The 19965-nt window shown below is 69.8% G+C and carries 14 protein-coding genes and 1 tRNA gene; 6 read left to right on the forward strand and 9 right to left on the reverse strand.

What is annotated here, in order from left to right; genetic code table 11:
• Positions 1–161 precede the first annotated feature (161 nt).
• From ACZ4XD_RS15700 to pyk, 4 genes are all read left to right on the forward strand, one after another.
• Entirely contained in the window at positions 162–1595 is a 1434-nt protein-coding gene (locus ACZ4XD_RS15700) for a pyridoxal phosphate-dependent decarboxylase family protein (protein WP_468042390.1), read from the forward strand.
• Positions 1592–3028, forward strand: a complete 1437-nt coding sequence (locus ACZ4XD_RS15705; protein ID WP_468042392.1) for a lysine N(6)-hydroxylase/L-ornithine N(5)-oxygenase family protein — start codon at positions 1592–1594, stop codon at positions 3026–3028. Before ACZ4XD_RS15700 ends, ACZ4XD_RS15705 begins: the two co-directional genes overlap by 4 nt.
• 573 nt (positions 3029–3601) lie before the next feature.
• On the forward strand, positions 3602–4333 hold the full coding sequence (locus ACZ4XD_RS15710; RefSeq protein ID WP_468042394.1) for an SIMPL domain-containing protein: 732 nt from the start codon (positions 3602–3604) through the stop codon (positions 4331–4333).
• A gap of 145 nt (positions 4334–4478) precedes the next feature.
• Entirely contained in the window at positions 4479–5915 is a 1437-nt protein-coding gene (gene pyk, locus ACZ4XD_RS15715; RefSeq protein WP_468042396.1) for a pyruvate kinase, read from the forward strand.
• Between the two features lie 52 nt (positions 5916–5967).
• On the opposite strand, the gene ACZ4XD_RS15720 is transcribed toward pyk, so the two are convergent.
• Together ACZ4XD_RS15720 and ACZ4XD_RS15725 are read right to left on the reverse strand one after the other, a co-directional pair.
• A complete protein-coding gene (locus ACZ4XD_RS15720; RefSeq protein WP_468042398.1) occupies positions 5968–6756 on the reverse strand; it encodes a helix-turn-helix domain-containing protein in 789 nt (262 codons plus the stop codon).
• Between the two features lie 84 nt (positions 6757–6840).
• Positions 6841–6923 (reverse strand) — tRNA-Leu (locus tag ACZ4XD_RS15725).
• A 77-nt stretch (positions 6924–7000) separates the two neighbouring features.
• Between ACZ4XD_RS15725 and ACZ4XD_RS15730 the strand changes: the two genes are divergently transcribed.
• The gene (locus ACZ4XD_RS15730; RefSeq protein ID WP_085924824.1) at positions 7001–7666 is read left to right on the forward strand and encodes an ANTAR domain-containing response regulator; all 666 of its coding nucleotides are present in this window, start codon (positions 7001–7003) and stop codon (positions 7664–7666) included.
• A gap of 77 nt (positions 7667–7743) precedes the next feature.
• On the opposite strand, the gene ACZ4XD_RS15735 is transcribed toward ACZ4XD_RS15730, so the two are convergent.
• The 7 genes from ACZ4XD_RS15735 to ACZ4XD_RS15765 all read right to left on the reverse strand — a co-directional run bounded on the left by ACZ4XD_RS15735 (position 7744) and on the right by ACZ4XD_RS15765 (position 16856).
• Positions 7744–8460 (reverse strand): ABC transporter ATP-binding protein, encoded by a 717-nt coding sequence (locus ACZ4XD_RS15735; RefSeq protein WP_468042400.1) that lies wholly within the window; start codon positions 8458–8460, stop codon positions 7744–7746.
• The gene (locus ACZ4XD_RS15740) at positions 8457–9407 is read right to left on the reverse strand and encodes an ABC transporter ATP-binding protein (protein ID WP_468042402.1); all 951 of its coding nucleotides are present in this window, start codon (positions 9405–9407) and stop codon (positions 8457–8459) included. Before ACZ4XD_RS15740 ends, ACZ4XD_RS15735 begins: the two co-directional genes overlap by 4 nt.
• A 5-nt stretch (positions 9408–9412) precedes the next feature.
• Positions 9413–11206 (reverse strand): branched-chain amino acid ABC transporter permease, encoded by a 1794-nt coding sequence (locus ACZ4XD_RS15745; RefSeq protein ID WP_468042404.1) that lies wholly within the window; start codon positions 11204–11206, stop codon positions 9413–9415.
• Positions 11207–11211: 5 nt separating this feature from the next.
• Complete coding sequence (locus ACZ4XD_RS15750) at positions 11212–12141, reverse strand: branched-chain amino acid ABC transporter permease (RefSeq protein ID WP_042161795.1); 930 nt, start codon at positions 12139–12141, stop codon at positions 11212–11214.
• A 120-nt stretch (positions 12142–12261) separates the two neighbouring features.
• Positions 12262–13482 carry a branched-chain amino acid ABC transporter substrate-binding protein gene (locus ACZ4XD_RS15755; RefSeq protein WP_468042423.1) on the reverse strand — a complete coding sequence of 407 codons (1221 nt, stop codon included), beginning with the start codon at positions 13480–13482 and terminating at the stop codon, positions 12262–12264.
• 483 nt (positions 13483–13965) lie between these two features.
• Complete coding sequence (locus tag ACZ4XD_RS15760; protein WP_468042407.1) at positions 13966–14439, reverse strand: PaaI family thioesterase; 474 nt, start codon at positions 14437–14439, stop codon at positions 13966–13968.
• Positions 14440–14555: 116 nt separating this feature from the next.
• A complete protein-coding gene (locus tag ACZ4XD_RS15765) occupies positions 14556–16856 on the reverse strand; it encodes an FdhF/YdeP family oxidoreductase (RefSeq protein ID WP_468042409.1) in 2301 nt (766 codons plus the stop codon).
• Between the two features lie 242 nt (positions 16857–17098).
• Here ACZ4XD_RS15765 and polA point away from each other — a divergent pair, with 242 nt between their 5' ends.
• Positions 17099–19837 carry a DNA polymerase I gene (polA, locus tag ACZ4XD_RS15770; protein ID WP_468042411.1) on the forward strand — a complete coding sequence of 913 codons (2739 nt, stop codon included), beginning with the start codon at positions 17099–17101 and terminating at the stop codon, positions 19835–19837.
• Positions 19838–19965: the final 128 nt, after the last annotated feature.

Raw genomic sequence — 19965 nt, forward strand, 5'->3', positions numbered from 1 at the left:
CGGCACCCGAACCTCTGCGGTAAACACCCGTACCACTTACGGGTGGTATGACCGCGACATCAGTGGATACGCACCGTACAGGGAAAGTAACTTAGGGCCGCCTAAAAGGGTCCGTCCACACCGGACCGCGGCCCGAACTCCCCTGACAGAAGAGCACATTGATGCCTGTGCCCCCTGCCGGCACCGCCCTCGCAGGCGGCACCAACGGCCCCCGCGCACTCCGCCCCCTCCTCGACACCGTCCTCGACGCCCTCACCACCGGCGCCGAGGACCGCGCCGGCCCCCTGCCCCCCGGCGGCCCCGAGACGGTCGCCCGCACCGTACGCGACGCCTGCCACCCCCTGCTCCCCGACCACGGCAGCGGCCCGCTCGCCGCCCTGCGCACCCTCGTCCACACCCTCGCCGCCGGCGCCGCCGACCCCGCCGACCCGCACTGCGCCGCCCATCTGCACTGCCCGCCGCTGGCCCTCGCCGCCGCCGCCGACCTCGCCGCCGCCGCCCTCAACCCTTCCATGGACTCCTGGGACCAGGCCCCCGCCGCCTCCACCCTCGAAGCCCTCACCAGCCGCGCCCTCGCCGCGCTGGTCTACCCCCAGGCCACCGACCCCGACGCGCTGATCACCACCGGCGGCACCGAATCCAACCAGCTCGCCCTGCTCCTCGCCCGCGAAGCCGCCGCCCCCGACGGCACCGCGACCGACCCCCACCGGCCCGCCCGCCCCCTCCGGATCGTCTGCGGCGCCAACGCCCACCACAGCATCCACCGCGCCGCCTGGCTCCTGGGCCTCCCCGAACCCCTCACCCTCCCCACCCCCGACGGCATCCTCACCCCCGACACCGTCCACAGCTGCCTGGCCAACCTCGCCGGACGCACCGGCCCCGTCCTCCTCACCGCCACCGCGGGCACCACCGACTCCGGTGCCATCGACCCCCTGCCCGCCCTCGCCGACGTCGCCGAACAGCACGGCGCCCGCTTCCACATCGACGCGGCCTACGGCGGCGCCCTCCTCTTCAGCGACACCCACCGCGCCGCCCTGGACGGCCTCGCCCGCGCCCACACCGTCGCCCTCGACCTGCACAAACTCGGCTGGCAACCCGTCGCGGCCGGTCTCCTCGCCGTCCCCGGGCCCGCCACCCTGGCACCCCTCGCCCACCAGGCCGACTACCTCAACGCCGACGACGACACCGAAGCCGGCCTCCCCGACCTGCTCAGCCGCTCACTGCGCACCACCCGCCGCCCCGACATCCTCAAAATTGCGGTCACCCTCAAGGCCCTCGGCCGCCACGGCCTCGGCGAACTCGTCGACCGCACCCTCGCCGCCGCCCAGACCCTCGCCGACCTCATCGAGGCCCACCCCCGCTACGAACTCCACTCCCGCCCCACCCTCAGCACCGTCCTCTTCCGCCCCGCCGGCGCCGACCACACCACCCTCGCCACCATCCGCCGCACCCTCCTCACCGACGGCCAGGCCGTCCTCGGCCGCGCCACCACTCCCACCGGGCTCTGGCTCAAGGCCACCCTCCTCAACCCCCACACCCAACCCGGAGACCTCACCACCCTCCTCAAACTCGTGGAAGGCCACACCCCCAGATGAGCAGCACTCCACCCCCCGAAGGCCCCCTCGCCACCGACACCACGAGCCCCGACGAACCCCTCGACCTCGCCGGCATCGGCGTCGGCCCCTTCAACCTCTCCCTCGCCGCCCTCGCCCACCCCCTCACCCAGCTCCGCACTGCCTTCTACGACCAGCGCCCCGCCTTCCACTGGCACCCCGGCCTCCTCATCGACGGCGCCACCCTCCAAGTCCCCTTCCTCGCCGACCTCGTCACCCTCGTCGACCCCGCCAGCCCCTGGACCTTCCTCAACTACCTCAAGACCCGCGAACGCCTCTTCCCCTTCTACTTCGCCGAGCGCTTCCACATCCACCGCGCCGAATACGACGCCTACTGCCGCTGGGTCAGCGAAAAACTCCCCACCCTCCACTTCGGCCACCAGATCGACGCCATCCGCTGGAACCCCGAACGCGAACTCTTCGAAGTCGACTTCACCCAGCTCGACACCGACGGCGAAGCCGAGGCCCTCGGCCGCACCTACGCCCGCAACCTCGTCCTCGGCATCGGCACCACCCCCCACATCCCCGTCCCGCTACGCCCCCTCGCCGACGCCCCCGCCGTCCCCGTCATCCACTCCGCCGACTACCTCGACCACCGCGAACGCCTGCTCGCCGCCGACCATGTGACCGTCATCGGCGCCGGCCAGTCGGGCGCCGAAATCTTCCTCGACCAGCTCCGCGCCCGCCCCGCCGGCCGCGAACGCCTGCACTGGCTCGCCCGCACCCCCGCCTTCGCCCCCATGGAATACAGCAAGCTCGGCCTCGAACACTTCACCCCCGACTACACCCGCTACTTCCACGCCCTCCCCGAACGCGTCCGCGACGACCTCGTCCCCGGCCAGTGGCAGCTCCACAAAGGCATTGACCACACCACCCTCGCCGCCCTCCACGACGAGCTCTACCGCCGCACCCTCGACGGCGGCTGGCCCGACGCCACCCTCACCCCCGGCGTCTTCGTCCGCACCGCGGGCCGCGTCGGCACCACCAAGGTCGAACTCCACCTCGACCACATCCAGCAAGGCACCCGCTCCCGCCTCACCACCGACGCCGTCATCCTCGCCACCGGCTACCGCGAACGCCGTATGGACACCCTGCTCGCCGCCCTCGACCCCTACGTACGGCGCGACTCCGGCGCCCGCCCCCGCATCGACGCCCACCACCGGCTGGTCCTCGACCCCGCCATCACCGGCTCGGTCTACGTCCAGAACGCCGAAACCCACACCCACGGCGTCGGCGCCCCCGACCTCGGCCTCGCCGCCTGGCGCAGCGCCACCATCCTCAACTCCCTCACCGGCAACACCCCTTACCCGCTCCCCACCCGCACCGCCTTCACCACCTTCGGCCTCCCGCAGCCCACTACGGGCCGCGCGGGCACGGTCCCCCGCCAGGGCTCCACCCTCGTGCCCCGCCGCTGACCCGCACCCGCCGCCCGCACGGGGGCAACCTCCCGGCCCCCGCCCGGGCTCACCTGCTCGGCAGCCGCCCCATACGGGAAATTGCCGCCACCACTCGCCCGGCAATTCCTCACCGCCGGCACGAACCGCGCGCATCATCCGACGGCTTCCCGTCGAACATCAGCTTCCCGATCCGCCGCCCCGCCGGTTCGCGATAACGACCTCGTACGACACCCCACGCACCAGGTCGTAGTGGTCACCCGGAATACCGTCCGCATTCGTCATCGTCGACGGATCCAGCATCGCCACCCTTACCCGCCCCGGCACCTGCGGAGTTCGCCGGAAAGCCGGGCGCAGGGATCTCGCCTCCACCGCATTCGCCCCCAGCAGCGGAAAATCACAGCTCTCCGCGCATTTCCGCAGCGAACGCGGAACCACGCGGACGAACGCCGCCACACCGGTGGACGACGCGCGTAGGTTCTGGCGGGCCGCCCTCCCGGAACACCCCACACCCGGCGGCCTGACCACCCGCCACCGGCCGTCCCGATATGCGACCCTTCACCACCCATACCCCCGCATCCGGGAGCCCCCCCCATGACTGACGCCGACGACACCCCCGCCGTCCCCACCACCGGCACCACCCCCACCGCCCTGCCCTACGGCACCCCCGACACCCCGCGCCTCGCGGTACGCGGCGAAGCCCGCCTCGAAGTCGACCCCGAAATCGCCCGCCTCGCCGTCACCGTCAGCGCCCGCGGCACCGACCGCAGCGCCGCCCTCACCGACCTCACCCGCCGCAACGAAACCGCCCTCACCCTCATCAAGAGCTACGGCGACGCCATCGAAAAACTCGAAACCGGCACCTTCAGCCTCACCCCCCAGCTCACCGAAAAAGGCCGCCACGAACGCATCCGCGCCTACCACGGACGCGTCACCCACACCGCCACCCTCAACGACTTCACCGTCCTCGGCGAACTCACCACCCGCCTCGCCGACCTCGACCTCACCCGCGTCGACGGCCCCTGGTGGGCCCTGCGCCCCGACTCACCCGCCCACCGCGCCGCCCGCACCCAGGCCGTCCGCGAAGCCGTCCAGCGCGCCCGCGAATACGCCGAAGCCCTCGGCGCCCGTCTCGACGCCCTCCTCGAAATCGCCGACCTCGGCGCCGAGAACACCGCCCCCACAGCCGCCCCCGCCATGCGCTCCTTCGCCGGCTATGGCGGCGCCACCCAGGAATCCGCCCCCGCCCTCGATCTCGAACCCCAGCGCCAGGCCGTCTATGCCCATGTCAACGCACGCTTTACGATGACCCGTCCCGTACTGTGAGACCACCCGCCGCGAGGGCTATATTCCGCTCATCGGAGCGCCATCGCGCGCATTTCATTAGTTGTCAACAGCCTTTCATCAAGCGCTCGTTGGGCAGTCACTTTCTTACAGTTCCCTACCGCTCGGTAAGTCATAGAGTCGAAACATGCGCCGAGCAAAGATCGTCTGCACTCTGGGACCCGCCACCGACTCGTACGAGCAGATCAAAGCCCTCGTTGACGCCGGAATGGACATCGCCCGCTTCAACCTCAGCCACGGCACCTACGCCGATCACGAGGCACGATTCGACCGGGTCCGCAAAGCGTCCGAAGAAACCCGCCGCAGCGTCGGCATCCTCGCCGATCTTCAAGGCCCGAAGATCCGCCTCGGCCGATTCCGCGAAGGCCCCGTACTTCTCGAACGCGACGATGAGTTCACCATCACCGTCGAACCGGCCGTGGAAGGCGACCGCCAGATCTGCGGCACCACCTACGACGGCCTCGCCGCCGACGTCACCACCGGCGAACGCATCCTCGTCGACGACGGCAAGGTCACCCTCGAAGTCACCGGCGTCGACGGACCCCACGTCCGCACCAAGGTCATCGAAGGCGGCATGGTCTCCGACCACAAGGGCCTCAACCTCCCCGGCGTCGCCGTCTCCGTCCCCGCCCTCTCCGAAAAGGACCGGGACGACCTCCGCTGGGCCCTGCGCTACGGCGCCGACATCATCGCCCTCTCCTTCGTCCGCAGCGGCCGCGACATCGAAGACGTCCACCGCATCATGCGCGAGGAAAACCGCTTCCTGCCCGTCATCGCCAAGGTCGAAAAGCCCCAGGCCGTCGACAACATCGACGACATCGTCGCCGCTTTCGACGGCATCATGGTCGCCCGCGGCGACCTCGGCGTCGAAATGCCCCTCGAAACCGTCCCGATCGTCCAGAAGCGCGCCATCAAACTCGCCAAGCGCAACGCCAAACCGGTCATCGTCGCCACCCAGATGCTCGACTCGATGATCGACAACTCCCGCCCCACCCGCGCCGAGGCCTCCGACGTCGCCAACGCCGTCATCGACGGCACCGACGCCGTGATGCTCTCCGGCGAGACCAGCGTCGGGAAGTACCCCACCGAGACCGTCAAAACCATGAGCCGCATCGTCGAGGCCGCCGAGGAAGACCTCCTCGCCAAGGGCCTCCCGCCGCTCACCGAGGCCAACAAGCCCCGCACCCAGGGCGGCGCCGTCGCCCGCGCCGCCGCCGACATGGGCGACTTCCTCGGCGCGAAGTTCCTCGTCGCCTTCACCCAGTCCGGCGACACCGTCCGCCGCCTCTCCCGCTACCGCTCGCCCATCCCGCTCCTGGCCTTCACCCCCGACCCGGCCACCCGCTCCCAGCTCAACGTCAGCTGGGGCGTGGAGACCTTCCTCGGCCCGACCGTCAACTCCACCGACGAGATGGTCGCCCAGGTCGATGAGCAGCTCCTGCGGATCGGCCGCTGCCAGAAGGGCGACGTCGTCATCATCACCGCCGGCTCCCCGCCCGGCGTCCCCGGTTCCACCAACCTCGTCCGCGTCCACCACATCGGCGAGGACGACTCCCCGAAGTAGCCCCACCCGCACCGCGCTCCCGCTGGGCCGAGGTACCTGACTGCCGTCCCTGTCAGTACTTCGGCCCGATGTGTTGGTCCATGAGGGCGACGGAGGATTTCCGGGCTACGGAGATGTTGAACGGGTCGCTGCCGCGGGCGAGGACGGTCCATTCGACGCCGACTCTCGTGAGGGTGTCCGAGAAGAGCCGCCGGATGTCGTCGGACTTGTTGGTGAAGAAGTACCGCGGGTACTCGTAGCGTTTGCGCTCGCCGCCGACCATGCGCGTAGTCCAGTTGGTGATCCGGCAGCCGTCGGAGTGGATCAGCCCGCGGAGGAACTCCCAGGGGTGCTCGTCCACGATCCGCTGCTGCCAGGGTTCGAGCACGATCGACCGCTCGTGCTTCTTGCCGGGGCCGTGTTGGGGGAACATGCACCATAAGTGCTTCGAGTAGACCTTCACGTTGTGGCAGCCGGTCCGGCGGACCCGGCATACGGAGTTGTCGGGGAAGACTGCTCGCATCGCAGCTTCGCAGGCGTCCATGAGGCCCGGCCAGCCGTTGCCGCACGCGATCATGAGACTCGGTACTCGGTGCGCCGAATACCGGATGATGTGGCCGTCGCCGAGGTAGAGGGCGAGGAGATAGGCGTAGGCACCTGCGTCGAGTTCGCGCCCGTCGCACCGTGGGCATTTCGGGTTGTGGGCGCCCGGACACTCTCCGCGCTTGGCGCGGTCCACGTGCCGCCAGTAGCCGATGGTGCCGAGGGGGACGCCCAGCGCGCGGGCCACATCCGCGTTCCTTGCCCCCGCGCGGAGCTGGGTGATTGCTTGGTGTCGCACGTCTGTGCCGTGGAAGTTCATGACATCACTGTGCGTGACGAAGCGCGAGAAGGGAACGAAAGTGCGTGCGAATCACGCGAAGGTGCAATTCCACTTGTTCAAAGGTGCCCGGTGTGGGATTCGAACCCACATGCCCAAGGGCACGGCTGTTTGAGAGCCGCGTGTCTGACCAGTTCCACCAACCGGGCCGGTTGCGAGAGACACCCTACCGTGTGCGTCACTATGGCCGCCTCTAGGTAGGCTGCAATGGCACCACCTGCCTGGAATGAGGAGTCCCGTGAGCGCCGCCGAGCCCGAGCAGCCCGTCGCCGATGACGATCAGTCGCATGTCCCGCCGCTGACCACGCGGGTCGTGATCGCCGAGGACGAGGCCCTCATCCGTCTCGATCTCAAAGAGATGCTGGAGGAGGAGGGCTACACCGTCGTCGGCGAGGCCGGGGACGGGCAGACCGCTGTGGAGCTGGCCCGGGAGCACCGTCCCGACCTGGTGATCCTGGACGTGAAGATGCCGGTGCTGGACGGTATCTCGGCGGCCGAGAAGATCGCCGAGGAGAGCATCGCGCCGGTGCTGATGCTGACCGCGTTCTCGCAGCGTGAGCTGGTGGAGCGGGCGCGGGACGCGGGTGCGATGGCGTATCTGGTGAAGCCGTTCTCGAAGAGCGATGTGGTTCCGGCGATCGAGATGGCGGTGAGCCGGTTCACCGAGCTGCGGACGCTGGAGAAGGAGGTCGCGGACCTCACCCAGCGGCTGGAGACCCGGAAGCTGGTGGACCGGGCGAAGAGCATTCTCCAGACGCAGTACGGGCTGACGGAGCCGGCCGCGTTCCGGTGGATCCAGAAGACGTCGATGGACCGGCGGCTGTCGATGCAGCAGGTCGCCGAGGCGGTCATCGAGGACGCCGAGGAGAAGAAGCAGCAGAAGGATCAGTAGGCGCTGCCGAGCGTGTGAGCGGCCCCGTACCGGTGTTGACCGGTGCGGGGCCGCTCGTATTGCAGGCCGGGGGCGGGTCAGTCCTCGCCGAGGTAGGCCTTGCGGACGGATTCGTCGTGGAGGAGGGATTCGCCGCTGCCGGAGTGGACGATGCGGCCGATTTCCATGACGTGTCCCTGGTCGGCGAGGGAGAGCGCGGCCTGGGCGTTCTGTTCGACGAGGAGGATGGTGGTGCCTTGGGAGCGGAGTTCGCGGATGGTCTCCATGATCTTCTGCATCATGATCGGGGAGAGGCCCATGGAGGGCTCGTCGAGCATGAGGAGTTTGGGGCGGGACATCAGGGCGCGGCCCATGGCGAGCATTTGCTGTTCGCCGCCGGAGAGGGTGCCGGAGGCTTGTTTGCTGCGTTCGCCGAGGATGGGGAAGAGGTCGTAGACGCGCTGGATGTCTGTCTCGATGCCGTCGGCGTCCTTGCGGAGGAAGGCGCCGAGCTTGAGGTTTTCGGCGATGGTGAGGCGGGGGAAGAGGCGGCGGCCTTCGGGGGAGTGGGCGAGGCCGCGTTCGACGATCTTGTGGGCGGGGACGCCGTTGAGCGGTTCGCCATCGAAGGTGATCTTGCCGGCCAGGGGCTTGAGGAGGCCGGAGAGGGTGCGCAGGGTGGTGGTTTTTCCAGCGCCGTTGGTGCCGATGAGGGTGACGGCCTGGCCTTCTTCGACGGAGAACGAGATGCCTTTGACGGCTTCGATCTTGCCGTAGGCGACGCGGAGGTCCTCGACCTCGAGCAGTGCGGTCATGGGGTGTCTCCGGTCTGTCCCTGGGCCGGCCGGTCTGCGGGGGCCGTCCCGTCTGCTGCGTCGGGTTCTGCTGCCGGTGCCGGGTCCGGGGTCTCGGCGGCGGCCGGGTCGGGCGCGGCCGCGGTGTCCGTGGGCCGGTCCGGTGGTGCGACGTCCTCGACGGGGGTGCCCAGGTAGGCGGCGATGACGCGTTCGTCGGCCTGGACGACGTCCGCGGTGCCTTCGACGAGTTTCTGGCCCTGGACGAGGACGGCGACGCGGTCGCACATGTTGAAGATGAAGCGCATGTCGTGCTCGATGACGAGGACGGCGATGCCCTGGGCGCGGATGGCGAGGACGAGGTCCTGGGTGGCGCGGGTTTCCTGGGGGTTCATGCCGGCGGTCGGTTCGTCCAGCAGCAGCAGTCCGGGTTCGCTGGCGAGGGCGCGGGCGATTTCGAGCTTGCGTTGTTCGCCGTAGGGGAGGTTGCGGGCGAGGTGGTCGCGTTTGTGTGCGAGGCCGGTGAACTCCAGGAGTTCCATGGCGCGTTCTTCGCTGGTGCGTTCGGCCTTTTTGAAGCCGGGGCTGCGGAGGAGCGCGGACCAGAGTCCTTCCTTGGTGCGGGTGTGCCGCCCGACGAGGACGTTTTCCAGGACCGTCATGTTGGCGAAGAGGCGGATGTTCTGGAAGGTGCGGGCGACGCCGGCCTGGGTGACGAGGTGGGGTTTGCGGGAGAGGCGGGTGCCCCGGTAGCTGACGGTGCCTTCGGTGGGCACGTAGAGGCCGGTGAGGCAGTTGAAGAAGGTGGTTTTGCCGGCACCGTTGGGGCCGATGAGGCCGACGATTTCGCCGGCGCCGACGGTGAGGTCGACGCCGCGTACGGCGGTGAGTCCGCCGAAGCGCATGGTGACGCCGTCGGCCTTGAGGACGGTGTCAGTGGCGGGTGCGAGGCTGGGTGCTGTGGTCATGGTCGTCACGCCTTTGCCTTGGTGGCGCCGAGGGTGGCGTCTGCGTCCGGGAGGCGCTGGTCGGGCACGTCGAGTTGGCCGGTCTCGTGGAATTCCAGCTGCTTCCTGCGGTCGGGGATCAGGCCCTCGGGGCGGTAGCGCATCAGGAGGACGAGGGCGATGCCGAAGAGCAGGAGTTGGTAGTCCTGGAGGAAGTCGAGTTTGGCGGGGATGAGGAAGAGCAGGGCGGCGCCGACGAGGGGTCCGCTGAGGGTTCCCATGCCGCCGAGGATGACGGCGGCGAGGAGGAAGGCGGAGTTGGGCGGCTGGGGCCCGGCGAACTGGAACTGCTCGGGGGTGGCCGTGGTGACGACGTGGGCGTGCACGGTGCCGGCGAGTCCGGCGAGCGCGGCGCCGAGCGCGAAGGCCAGCAGGCGCAGCCGGAAGCTGTTGATGCCCATGGCGATGGCGGCGGTCTCGTCCTCGCGGATGGCGATCCAGGCGCGGCCGATGCGGGAGGCCGCGGCGCGCCGGAAGACGAGGACGACGAAGGCCGTCACGAGGATCATCAGCAGGTAGTAGTTGCCGTAGGTGGCGATGGGGATGCCGAGGATGGTGTGCGGTTCGCCGAAGTTGAAGCCGAAGATTTCGAGGTTGGGGATGTTGGGGATGCCCATGGCGCCGTTGGTGACGTCGGGGCCGGTGGTGCCGTTGAGGTTGAGCATGGCGATGCGGAAGATCTCACCGAAGCCGAGCGTGACGATGGCGAGGTAGTCGCCGCGCAGGCGCAGGGTGGGGGCGCCGATGAGGACGCCGAAGATCAGGGAGGCCGCGGCGCCGGTCAGGAGGGCCGCCCAGAAGGGGAAGTGGAGCCCGAGGGCGGATTCGGGGGAGCCGGAGACGAGGGCGGCCGCGTAGGCGCCGACGCCGAGGAAGGCGACGTAGCCGAGGTCGAGCAGTCCGGCGAGGCCGACGACGACGTTGAGGCCCAGGGCGACGGTCGCGAAGATCAGGATGTTGGCCCCGATGATCGTGTACTGGTCGGTGTCCTGGGTGAGGGGGAAGCAGGCGGCGGCGATGAAGGCCGCGCCGAGGGCCACGCCGCGGTGGGTGTGGGTCAGTGCGGTGAGCCGCGCGATGAGTCCGGCCCGGTTGAGGGCGGGGATGGCCAGCACCATGAAGATCAGGTAGCCGACGAAGGGGGCGCCGTCGTCGGTGTCGATCCCGTAGGTGAAGGCGAGCAGCCCGGCGGCGAAGGCGGCCGCGATGATCAGGATCTCGGCCCAGGAGGGGAGTTCACGGGTGCGGGGCCGTAGGGGGGAGGCGGCCAGGCTCGCGGTGAAGCGCCGCCACGGGTTGCTCGGCGGTGTGTCGGGGACCTGGTCGGGGGGCAGGGCGAGGGCGCCGGCGACGGTGATCAGGGAGGCGAGTCCGGCGACGGCGCCGCCGGGTTCGAGGTTGATCAGGCCGTGCAGCTCGACGGCGATGGAGAGCAGGGTGAACCAGGTGGCGGCGAAGGTGGCGAGGGCCGCGAGGAGGGTGGGGGCGTGGCGTCCCGCGGGGGTGAGCCATTGCAGGCCGCGGACGCCGAGCGCCGCGCAGGCGAGGAGCAGGGTGAGGAGGCCGCCGACGAGGGTGATGATCTGGAGGCCGGCGGGGGAGAGGTAGTAGGTGAGGTCGCCGGGGAAGTCGCTGCTCCAGGTCCAGGCGAGGGCGGTGCTGGCGGTGGTGGCCAGGGCGCCGGCGGCGGTGACGAGGCGCGCGGTGCGCTCGGGGAGCGGGATCAGGCCGCGGGCCGGGGTGGTGGTGTGGGTGGTCATCGGTATCACGCCCGATCCGCGACGCGTTCGCCCAGGAGGCCCTGTGGTCTCAGGAGGAGTACGAGGATGAGGAGGACGAAGGCCCAGACGTCCTTCCAGGCTCCGCCGCCGAATTGCTCCATGCCGGGTATTTCCTCGATGTAGGCGGTGGCGAGGGCTTCGGCGACGCCGAGGACGACACCGCCGAGCATGGCCCCGTAGATGTTGCCGATGCCGCCGAGCACGGCCGCGGTGAAGGCCTTGAGGCCCATGATGAAGCCCATGCGGAACTGGACCTCGCCGGTGCGCAGTCCGTAGGCGACGGCGGCGACACCGGCGAAGGCGGCGCCGATGGCGAAGGCCAGGACGATGATGCGGTCGGTGTTGATGCCCATGAGCTTGGCGGTGTCGGGGTCCTGCGCGGTGGCCTGCATGGCGCGTCCGCTGCGGGTCTTGGCGACGAAGAAGCCGAGGGCGATCATGCAGGCGGGGGCGGCGATGAGGACGAAGAGGTCGCCGCGCTGGACGGTGGCGCCGAGGATGTCGAAGGCGTGGCCCTTGAACTGGGGGAAGACGCGGGCCTGTTTGCCGTCGGGGTACCACTTCCAGATGGCTTGCTGGAGGGCGATGGACAGGCCGATGGCGGTGATGAGGGGGGCGAGGCGTGGGGCGCCGCGCAGCGGGCGATAGGCGAATCGTTCCGCTGCGATGCCGACGAGGACGGATACGGCGATACCGCCGAGGAGCATGGCCGGCAGGGCGAGGATCAGCGAGGTACCGGAGGGCAGCGCCAGGTAGACGCTGAGGGCTCCGAAGCCGCCGACCATGAAGATCTCGCCATGGGCGAAGTTGATGAGCTGGACGATTCCGTAGACCATCGTGTAGCCGATCGCGATGAGACCGTACATCGCGCCGAGGATGAGTCCGTTGGCCAGCTGTTGCGGCAGTTCGCTCACCGCAGGGCCTCCGTTGCGTGGGAGTGAGGAGAAGCCGGGGTGTCCCGGTGTGCCACGGGCCGCGCCAGGGTCTTGGTGCGTCCTGGCGCGGCCCGTGGTGATGAGGAGTGGTGCGGTCGGTCAGCTCTTGTCGAACTTCTTGAATTCGGCGCTGAAGCGGGAGGCCCACTTCCCCTTGTCCACCTGGTAGGCGGTGATCATGGTGTTGGTGGTGTCGCCGTATTTGTCGAAGGCGATGGGGCCGGTGACACCGTCGAAGGTGACCTTGTTCATCGCGTCGACGACCTTCTTGCGGGCGTCGTCGGGGAGCTTGCCGTCGTTGTCCTCGACGACCTTCTTCACGGCCTGGATGATGGCCCAGGTCGAGTCGTAGGTGGAGCCGCCGTAGGCCTCGTAGGACTCCTTGAAGCCGGCCGCCTTGTAGTCGGCGATGAACTTCTTGGCGGAGGGGAGCTCTTCGACGGGCTTGCCGACGGAGGAGGCGTAGTCGCCCTGTGCCTTCTTGTTGAGCTTGATGTAGTCGCCGCTGTACATGCCGTCGCCGCCCATGAGGGGAACGGTGACGCCGCCGTCCTTGAGCTGCTGGCTGAGCGGGCCGGAGGCGGGGTATTCGCCGCCGTAGAAGACCAGGTCGGGCTTGGCGGACTTGACCTTGGAGACGACGGCCTTGAAGTCACGGTCGTCGGGGCTGACGTGTTCGGTGCCGGCGATCTTGCCGCCGAGCTTGCTGAACTGGTCCTTGAAGGAGGAGGCGAGGCCGACGCCGTAGGTCTTCTGGTCGTCGATCACATAGGCCTTCTTGACCTTCATCTTCTCCCACGCGTACTGGCCGTCGAAGGCGCCCTGCACCTCGTCGGTGGTGGCGGTGCGGAAGTAGGTGGGGAAGGGGCGGACGCGCTTGTTCTGCTTCCAGTCCTTGCCCTGGGTGAGGTCGGGCGTGGTGTTCGCCGGCGAAATCAGGGTGAGGTTGTTCTGCTTGGAGACCTGCTGCATGGACTGGGCGACGCCGGAGTTGAGCGGGCCGACGACGCCGAGCACGTCCTTGTCGCCGGCGAGTTTGGTGGCGTTCTGCTGGCCGACGTTGGGGAGGGCCTTGTCGTCGAGGGCTTCGAGCTTGAAGGTGACGCCCTTGACCTCGCCGGTTTTGTTGGCGGTGTCGATGGCGAGCTGGGCGGAGTTGCGGATGCCCAGGCCCAGAGCGGAGAGCTCGCCGGTGGTGGGGGCGTCGAGGCCGATGACCACGGTGGTCTTGGAGCCGTCGCCGCTCTTGTTGTCGCCGCGGGAGCCGCACGCGGAGAGCGTGAGGGCGCCGGCGGTGACTGCGGTGGTGAGGAGAAGCAAGGAACGGTGACGCACGATCAGTCCTTTCCCTGGCGCGGCCACGGCTGTCGCATGGCCGTTCCGCGGCCGGGAGAGCCGGAGCGCAAGGGTGTGTGCTCCGTTTTCGGGCCCGGCGGCGCGGTGACTGGCGGTGACTCTAAGCCGGTGTTCGTCGCACCGGCAGAGGCGCCGACCAGGATGTGACGCTCTTGTTATGACCTTCGATGAGTGTTATGCCGTTATGGTCCTTACACCGCAGGGCGAACGCGGTGCGGAGGGTGAACTCGCACTTCCACGGGGGGATGGGGCGCGTGGTGACACAACGGCGTCCGGATAGCGGATGCGCCGGTCAGGGTGGTGCCGATGCCCGTGGGGGGTACGGGAGTTGCGCCGGGCGACGCCTGGCACGCGGGTTACTCAGAGTTACGGATATGCGGATGGCCCCGCTCCCGAGGTCGGGGGCGGGGCCGTGACGGCGGTCGGCGGAGTGCCGGCCGGGGTGGATCAGGCGCGGTAGGCGTCGGTGTCCACGTCGCGCAGCATGCAGGTCAGCCGGGCGGTGCAGACCCGCTTGTCCTGTTCGTCGGTGATCACGATCTCGTAGGTGGCGGTGGAGCGGCCGCGGTGTACGGGGGTGGCGACGCCGGTGACCAGTCCGGAGCGGACGCCGCGGTGGTGGGTGCAGTTCAGGTCGACGCCGACGGCGAGCTTGGTGGGGCCGCCGTGCAGCATGGCGCCGACGGAGCCGAGGGTCTCGGCGAGGACGGCCGAGGCGCCGCCGTGCAGCAGTCCGTAGGGCTGGGTGTTGCCCTCGACGGGCATGGTGCCGACGATGCGCTCGGGGGCGGCTTCGGTGACCTGCACGCTCATCCGCTCGCCGAGGTGGCCGGCGGAGAAGAAGGAGGGCAGGTCGAGGCCGAGGCCGGCCCACTGGTCGAGGATCTCCTGCGGAAATTTGGTGGTGCTGCGCTCACCCATGCCTACGGCTCCGTTCGCTCGCCCGTGATCGTCGTCGATCCGTGCCTGTTCCTATCAGGCCCCTGAGCAAGCGCTCAGCGCGGGGTCGTTGTTCCCGCCGGCCGCCCCGTGGGCGGTCAGTCCTCCCGGGGGCTCTCCAGGCGGATCACGATCGATTTGGCGGCGGGGGTGTTGCTGGTGTCGGCGGTGTGGTCGAGCGGGATGAGGACATTGGTCTCGGGGTAGTAGGCGGCCGCGCAGCCGCGGGCCGTCGGGTAGTGCACGACGCGGAAGCCGGGCGCGCGCCGCTCGCTGCCGTCCGTCCATTCGCTGACCAGGTCGGTGTACGAGCCGTCGGCCAGGCCCCGTTCGAGGGCGTCGTCGGGGTGGACGAGCACCACCCGGCGGCCGTTCTTGATGCCGCGGTAGCGGTCGTCGAGGCCGTAGACGGTGGTGTTGTACTGGTCGTGGGAGCGCAGTGTCTGGAGCAGCAGCCGCCCTTCGGGGGCGGTGGGGTATTCGACGGGCGCGGCGGTGAAGTTGGCCTTCCCGGTGGCGGTGGGGAAGCTGCGGCTGTCCCTGGGGGCGTGCGGCAGGGCGAAGCCTCCGGGGCGGGCCACCCTGGTGTTGAAGTCCTCGAAGCCCGGGATGACATGGGCGATACGGTCGCGGATCGTCGCGTAGTCGCGCGCGAACTCCTCCCAGGGGGTGCGGCTTCCGGCGCCCAGGACCCGGCGGGCCAGCCGGGCGACGATGGCCGTCTCGGACAGCAGCTGGGGGCCGGCGGGCGCCAGGCGGCCGCGGGAGGCGTGCACCATGCCCATGGAGTCCTCGACCGTCACGAACTGTTCGGCGGGCGCGCCGTCCGGGCCGGTCTGCACATCGCGTTCCGTACGGCCCAGCGTCGGCAGGATCAGTGCGCGGGCGCCGGTGATCACATGCGAGCGGTTGAGCTTGGTGGAGACATGGACGGTCAGCCGGGCGCGGCGCATGGCGGCCTCGGTGACGTCGGTGTCGGGGGTGGCGGAGACGAAGTTGCCGCCCATCGCGAAGAACACCTTGGCCTGCCCGTCGCGCAGCGCGCGGATGGCGCGGACGACATCGAGGCCGTGCTCCCGGGGCGGGGCGAAGCCGAACTCCTTCTCCAGGGCGTCGAGGAAGGCGGGCGCGGGCCGCTCGAAGATGCCCATGGTGCGGTCGCCCTGGACGTTGCTGTGACCGCGTACGGGGCAGACGCCGGCGCCGGGGCGGCCGATGTTGCCGCGCAGCAGGAGGAAGTTGACGACTTCCTGGATGGTGGGGACGGAGTGCTTGTGCTGGGTCAGGCCCATGGCCCAGCACACGATGGTGCGCTTCGACGCGAGGACCATGGCGAGCGCGCGGTCGATCTCCGCGCGGGTCAGGCCGGTGGCGCGCAGGGTCTCGTCCCAGTCGTCATCGGCGCGGGCCGTGCGCGCGAACTCCTCGAAGCCGTGGGTGTGTTCACGGATGAAGTCCTCGTCGAGGGCGCCCTCGGTGTCGAGCACGAGGCGGTTGAGGGCGCGGAAGAGCGCCTGGTCCCCGCCGAGGCGTACCTGGAGGAAGAGGTCGGTGAGCGCGGTGCCGCCGCCGGCCAGTCCGCGCGGCGTCTGCGGGTTCTTGAAGCGTTCCAGTCCGGCTTCGGGCAGCGGGTTGATCGAGATGATCTTCGTGCCGCCGGCCTTGGCCTTCTCCAGGGCGGTGAGCATCCGCGGGTGGTTGGTGCCCGGGTTCTGGCCGGCGACGATGATCAGGTCGGCCTGGTAGAGGTCCTCCAGGAGGACGCTGCCCTTGCCGATGCCGATGGTCTCCGTCAGGGCGGAGCCCGAGGACTCATGGCACATGTTGGAGCAGTCGGGGAGGTTGTTGGTGCCGAATTCGCGGGCGAAGAGCTGATAGAGGAAGGCGGCCTCGTTGCTGGTGCGGCCCGAGGTGTAGAAGACGGCCTCATCGGGGGAGCCGAGGGCGGTCAGCTCCTCGCCGACGATGTCGAAGGCCCGCTCCCAGGTCACCGGCTCGTAGTGGTCGGCGCCCTCGGCGAGGTACATGGGGTGGGTGAGGCGGCCCTGCTGGCCGAGCCAGTAGCCGCTGCGGTCCGCGAGATCGGCGACGGAGTGCTCGGCGAAGAAGTCCGGGGTGACGCGGCGCAGCGTGGCCTCTTCGGCGACGGCCTTGGCGCCGTTCTCACAGAATTCGGCGGTGTGCGGCTTGTCGGGCTCGGGCCAGGCGCAGCCGGGGCAGTCGAACCCGTCCGGCTGGTTGACCCGCAGCAGGGTGAGGGCGGTGCGGCGCACGCCCATCTGCTGCTGGGACATGCGCAGCGCGTGGGTGATCGCCGGCAGCCCGACGGCGGCGTGCTGGGGTGCGCTGACCTGGGGCGCGTCCTGAACGGGGTCCGACGCGGGCGGCTTGCCTGCCATGGCGCTCTCCCTTGAGCCGTGAGCTGCTCCGCCGGCACCGGCGGATCGTTGCGGTACACATCAGATCCTGTCACGGACGCGCGGGGCGGTGTAGAGGTGATCGCCGCAGGCGCGGGCCGGGGCGGCGGCCGGGCGGGTGGCGCGGCCCGGAGCGGTGTGTGGGCGGGTGCCCAGGCGGTGTACGGCAAGGGGCGGGGCCGCCGCGGCGGGGATTGTCAGTGGGGCGTGGCAGGATCGGGGGCGTGGCAGCAAAGGCAGCGAAGAAGAGCGAAGCGACCGGGACCGATGCGGCGGCGGGCGGCCGTCCCCGCCTGCTCCTGATGGACGGGCATTCCATGGCATACCGGGCGTTCTTCGCCCTGCCCGTGGAGAATTTCACCACCGTCACGGGACAACCGACCAATGCGATCTACGGCTTCGCGTCGATGCTCGCGAACACCCTGCGCGACGAGGCGCCCACGCATTTCGCGGTGGCGTTCGACGTCTCCCGCAAGACCTGGCGGTCCGAGGAATTCGCGGACTACAAGGCGAACCGTTCCAAGACGCCCGACGAGTTCAAGGGCCAGGTCGAGCTGATCGGCGAGCTGCTCGACGCGATGCGGGTGAAGCGGTTCGCGATCGAGGGCTTCGAGGCCGACGACGTCATCGCCACCCTCACCGAGCAGGCCACCGCGCAGGGCTTCCACGTCTCGATCGTCACCGGCGACCGCGACTCCTTCCAGCTGGTCTCCGACGACGTCACGGTCCTCTACCCCACCAAGGGCGTCTCGGAGCTGACCCGCTTCACCCCGGAGAAGGTCTTCGAGAAGTACGGCCTGACCCCCGCCCAGTACCCGGACTTCGCCGCGCTGCGCGGCGACCCGTCCGACAACCTCCCCGGCATCCCGGGCGTCGGCGAGAAGACCGCCACGAAGTGGATCAACCAGTTCGGTTCCTTCGCCGAGCTGGTGGAGCGCGTCGACGAGGTCAAGGGCAAGGCGGGTGCCAACCTCCGCGAGCACCTGGAGGCGGTGAAGCTCAACCGCCGGCTGACGGAGATGGTGCGCGATGTCGAGCTGCCGTGCGGCCCGGCGGAGCTGACCCGCGAGGCGTACGACCGCGAGGCCCTCTCGGTGTTCCTCAACGCCCTGGAGATCCGCAACCAGGGCCTGCGGGACCGGCTGCACGCCGTCGACCCGGGTGCCGCCGAGGCCGCCGACGAGGCCGCCCCCGCCCCCGGCGTCGAGGTGGACGGCACGGTCATCGGCGCGGGTGAACTCGCTCCGTGGCTGGCCGAGCACGGCACCGGACCGCTGGGTGTGGCCACCGTCGATGTGTGGACGCTGGGCAGCGGCAGTGTCGCCGAGGTCGCGCTGGCCACCGCCGACGGCCCGGCCGCCTGGTTCGACCCGTCCCAGCTCGACGAGGCCGACGAGCGGGCCTTCGCCGCCTGGAGCGCGGACGCCGCCCGCCCCAAGGTGATGCACAACGCCAAGGGCCTGATGCGGGTCTTCGGCGAGCACGGCTGGACCATCGACGGCGTCACCATGGACACCGCGCTGGCCGCCTATCTGGTCAAGCCGGGCCGCCGCTCCTTCGCCCTGGACGCCCTGTCCGTCGAATACCTGGGGCGTGATCTCGCCCCGGCGGCGGCCGGTAACGGCCAGCTGGCGTTCGGCGCGGACGAGGAGGCCGAGGCGGACGCCCTGATGGGGCAGGCCCGTACGGTCCTCGATCTGGGGACGGCGTTCGAGACGAAGCTGGCGGAGGTCGGCGCTGCCGGACTGCTGCGCGATGTGGAGCTGCCGACCAGCGTGCTGCTGGCCCGGATGGAGCGCGCCGGTATCGCCGCTGACCGGGGCTGGCTGGAGCGGATGGAGCAGCAGTTCGCCGGCGCGGTGCAGCAGGCCGTCAAGGAGGCGCACGCCGCCGCGGGCCATGAGTTCAACCTGGGCTCGCCCAAGCAGCTGCAAGAGGTCCTCTTCGGCGAGCTGGGCCTGCCCAAGACCAAGAAGACCAAGACGGGTTACACCACCGACGCCGATGCGCTCGCCTGGCTGGCCGCGCAGACCGACAACGAGCTCCCGGTGATCATGCTCCGGCACCGTGAGCAGGCCAAGCTGCGCACGACCGTCGAGGGCCTGATCAAGACCATCGCCGCCGACGGCCGGATCCACACCACCTTCAACCAGACCGTGGCGGCCACCGGCCGGCTGTCCTCCACCGACCCCAATCTCCAGAACATCCCGGTGCGCACGGATGAGGGCCGGGCGATCCGCCGTGGCTTCGTCGTCGGCGAGGGCTTCGATTCGCTGCTGACCGCCGACTACAGCCAGATCGAGCTGCGGGTGATGGCTCATCTCTCCGAGGACGAGGGCCTGATCGAGGCGTTCACCTCCGGTGAGGACCTGCACACCACCGTCGCCTCGCATGTCTTCTCGGTCGACAAGACCAAGGTCGACCCGGAGATGCGCCGCAAGATCAAGGCGATGTCCTACGGCCTGGCCTACGGGCTGTCGGCCTTCGGCCTCTCCCAGCAGCTGGGCATCCAGCCCGATGAGGCCCGCAAGCTGATGGACAACTTCTTCGAGCGGTTCGGCGGGGTGCGCGACTACCTCCAGCGCGTCGTGGAGGAGGCCCGCGCCACCGGCTACACGGAGACGATGCTGGGCCGCCGCCGCTATCTCCCCGACCTCAACAGCGACAACCGCCAGCGCCGCGAAACGGCCGAGCGGATGGCGCTCAACGCCCCGATCCAGGGCACCGCAGCCGATATCGTCAAGATCGCGATGCTGCGGGTCGACGCGGCGCTGCGGACCGCGGAGCTGGAGTCCCGGCTGCTGCTCCAGGTCCATGACGAAATCGTCGTCGAGGTGGCCCCCGGCGAACGCAAGCAGGTCGAGGAACTGGTCCGCCGCGAAATGGCCGCCGCGGCCGAACTGGACGCTCCTCTGGACGTCTCGGTCGGCTTCGGCAAGGACTGGGAGTCGGCGGCCCACTGAGCCGGAAAGCGGTGGTGGGGGGGGGGGGCCCCGCCCCCCCCCCCCCCCCCCCCCCCCCCCCCCCCCCCCCCCCCCCAGTTTTCCTTTTCTCTGTCTGTTCTCTCGTGAGTTTCGGGCGTTTTCGGCTC

The organism is Streptomyces sp. NPDC029466 (assembly GCF_055574515.1).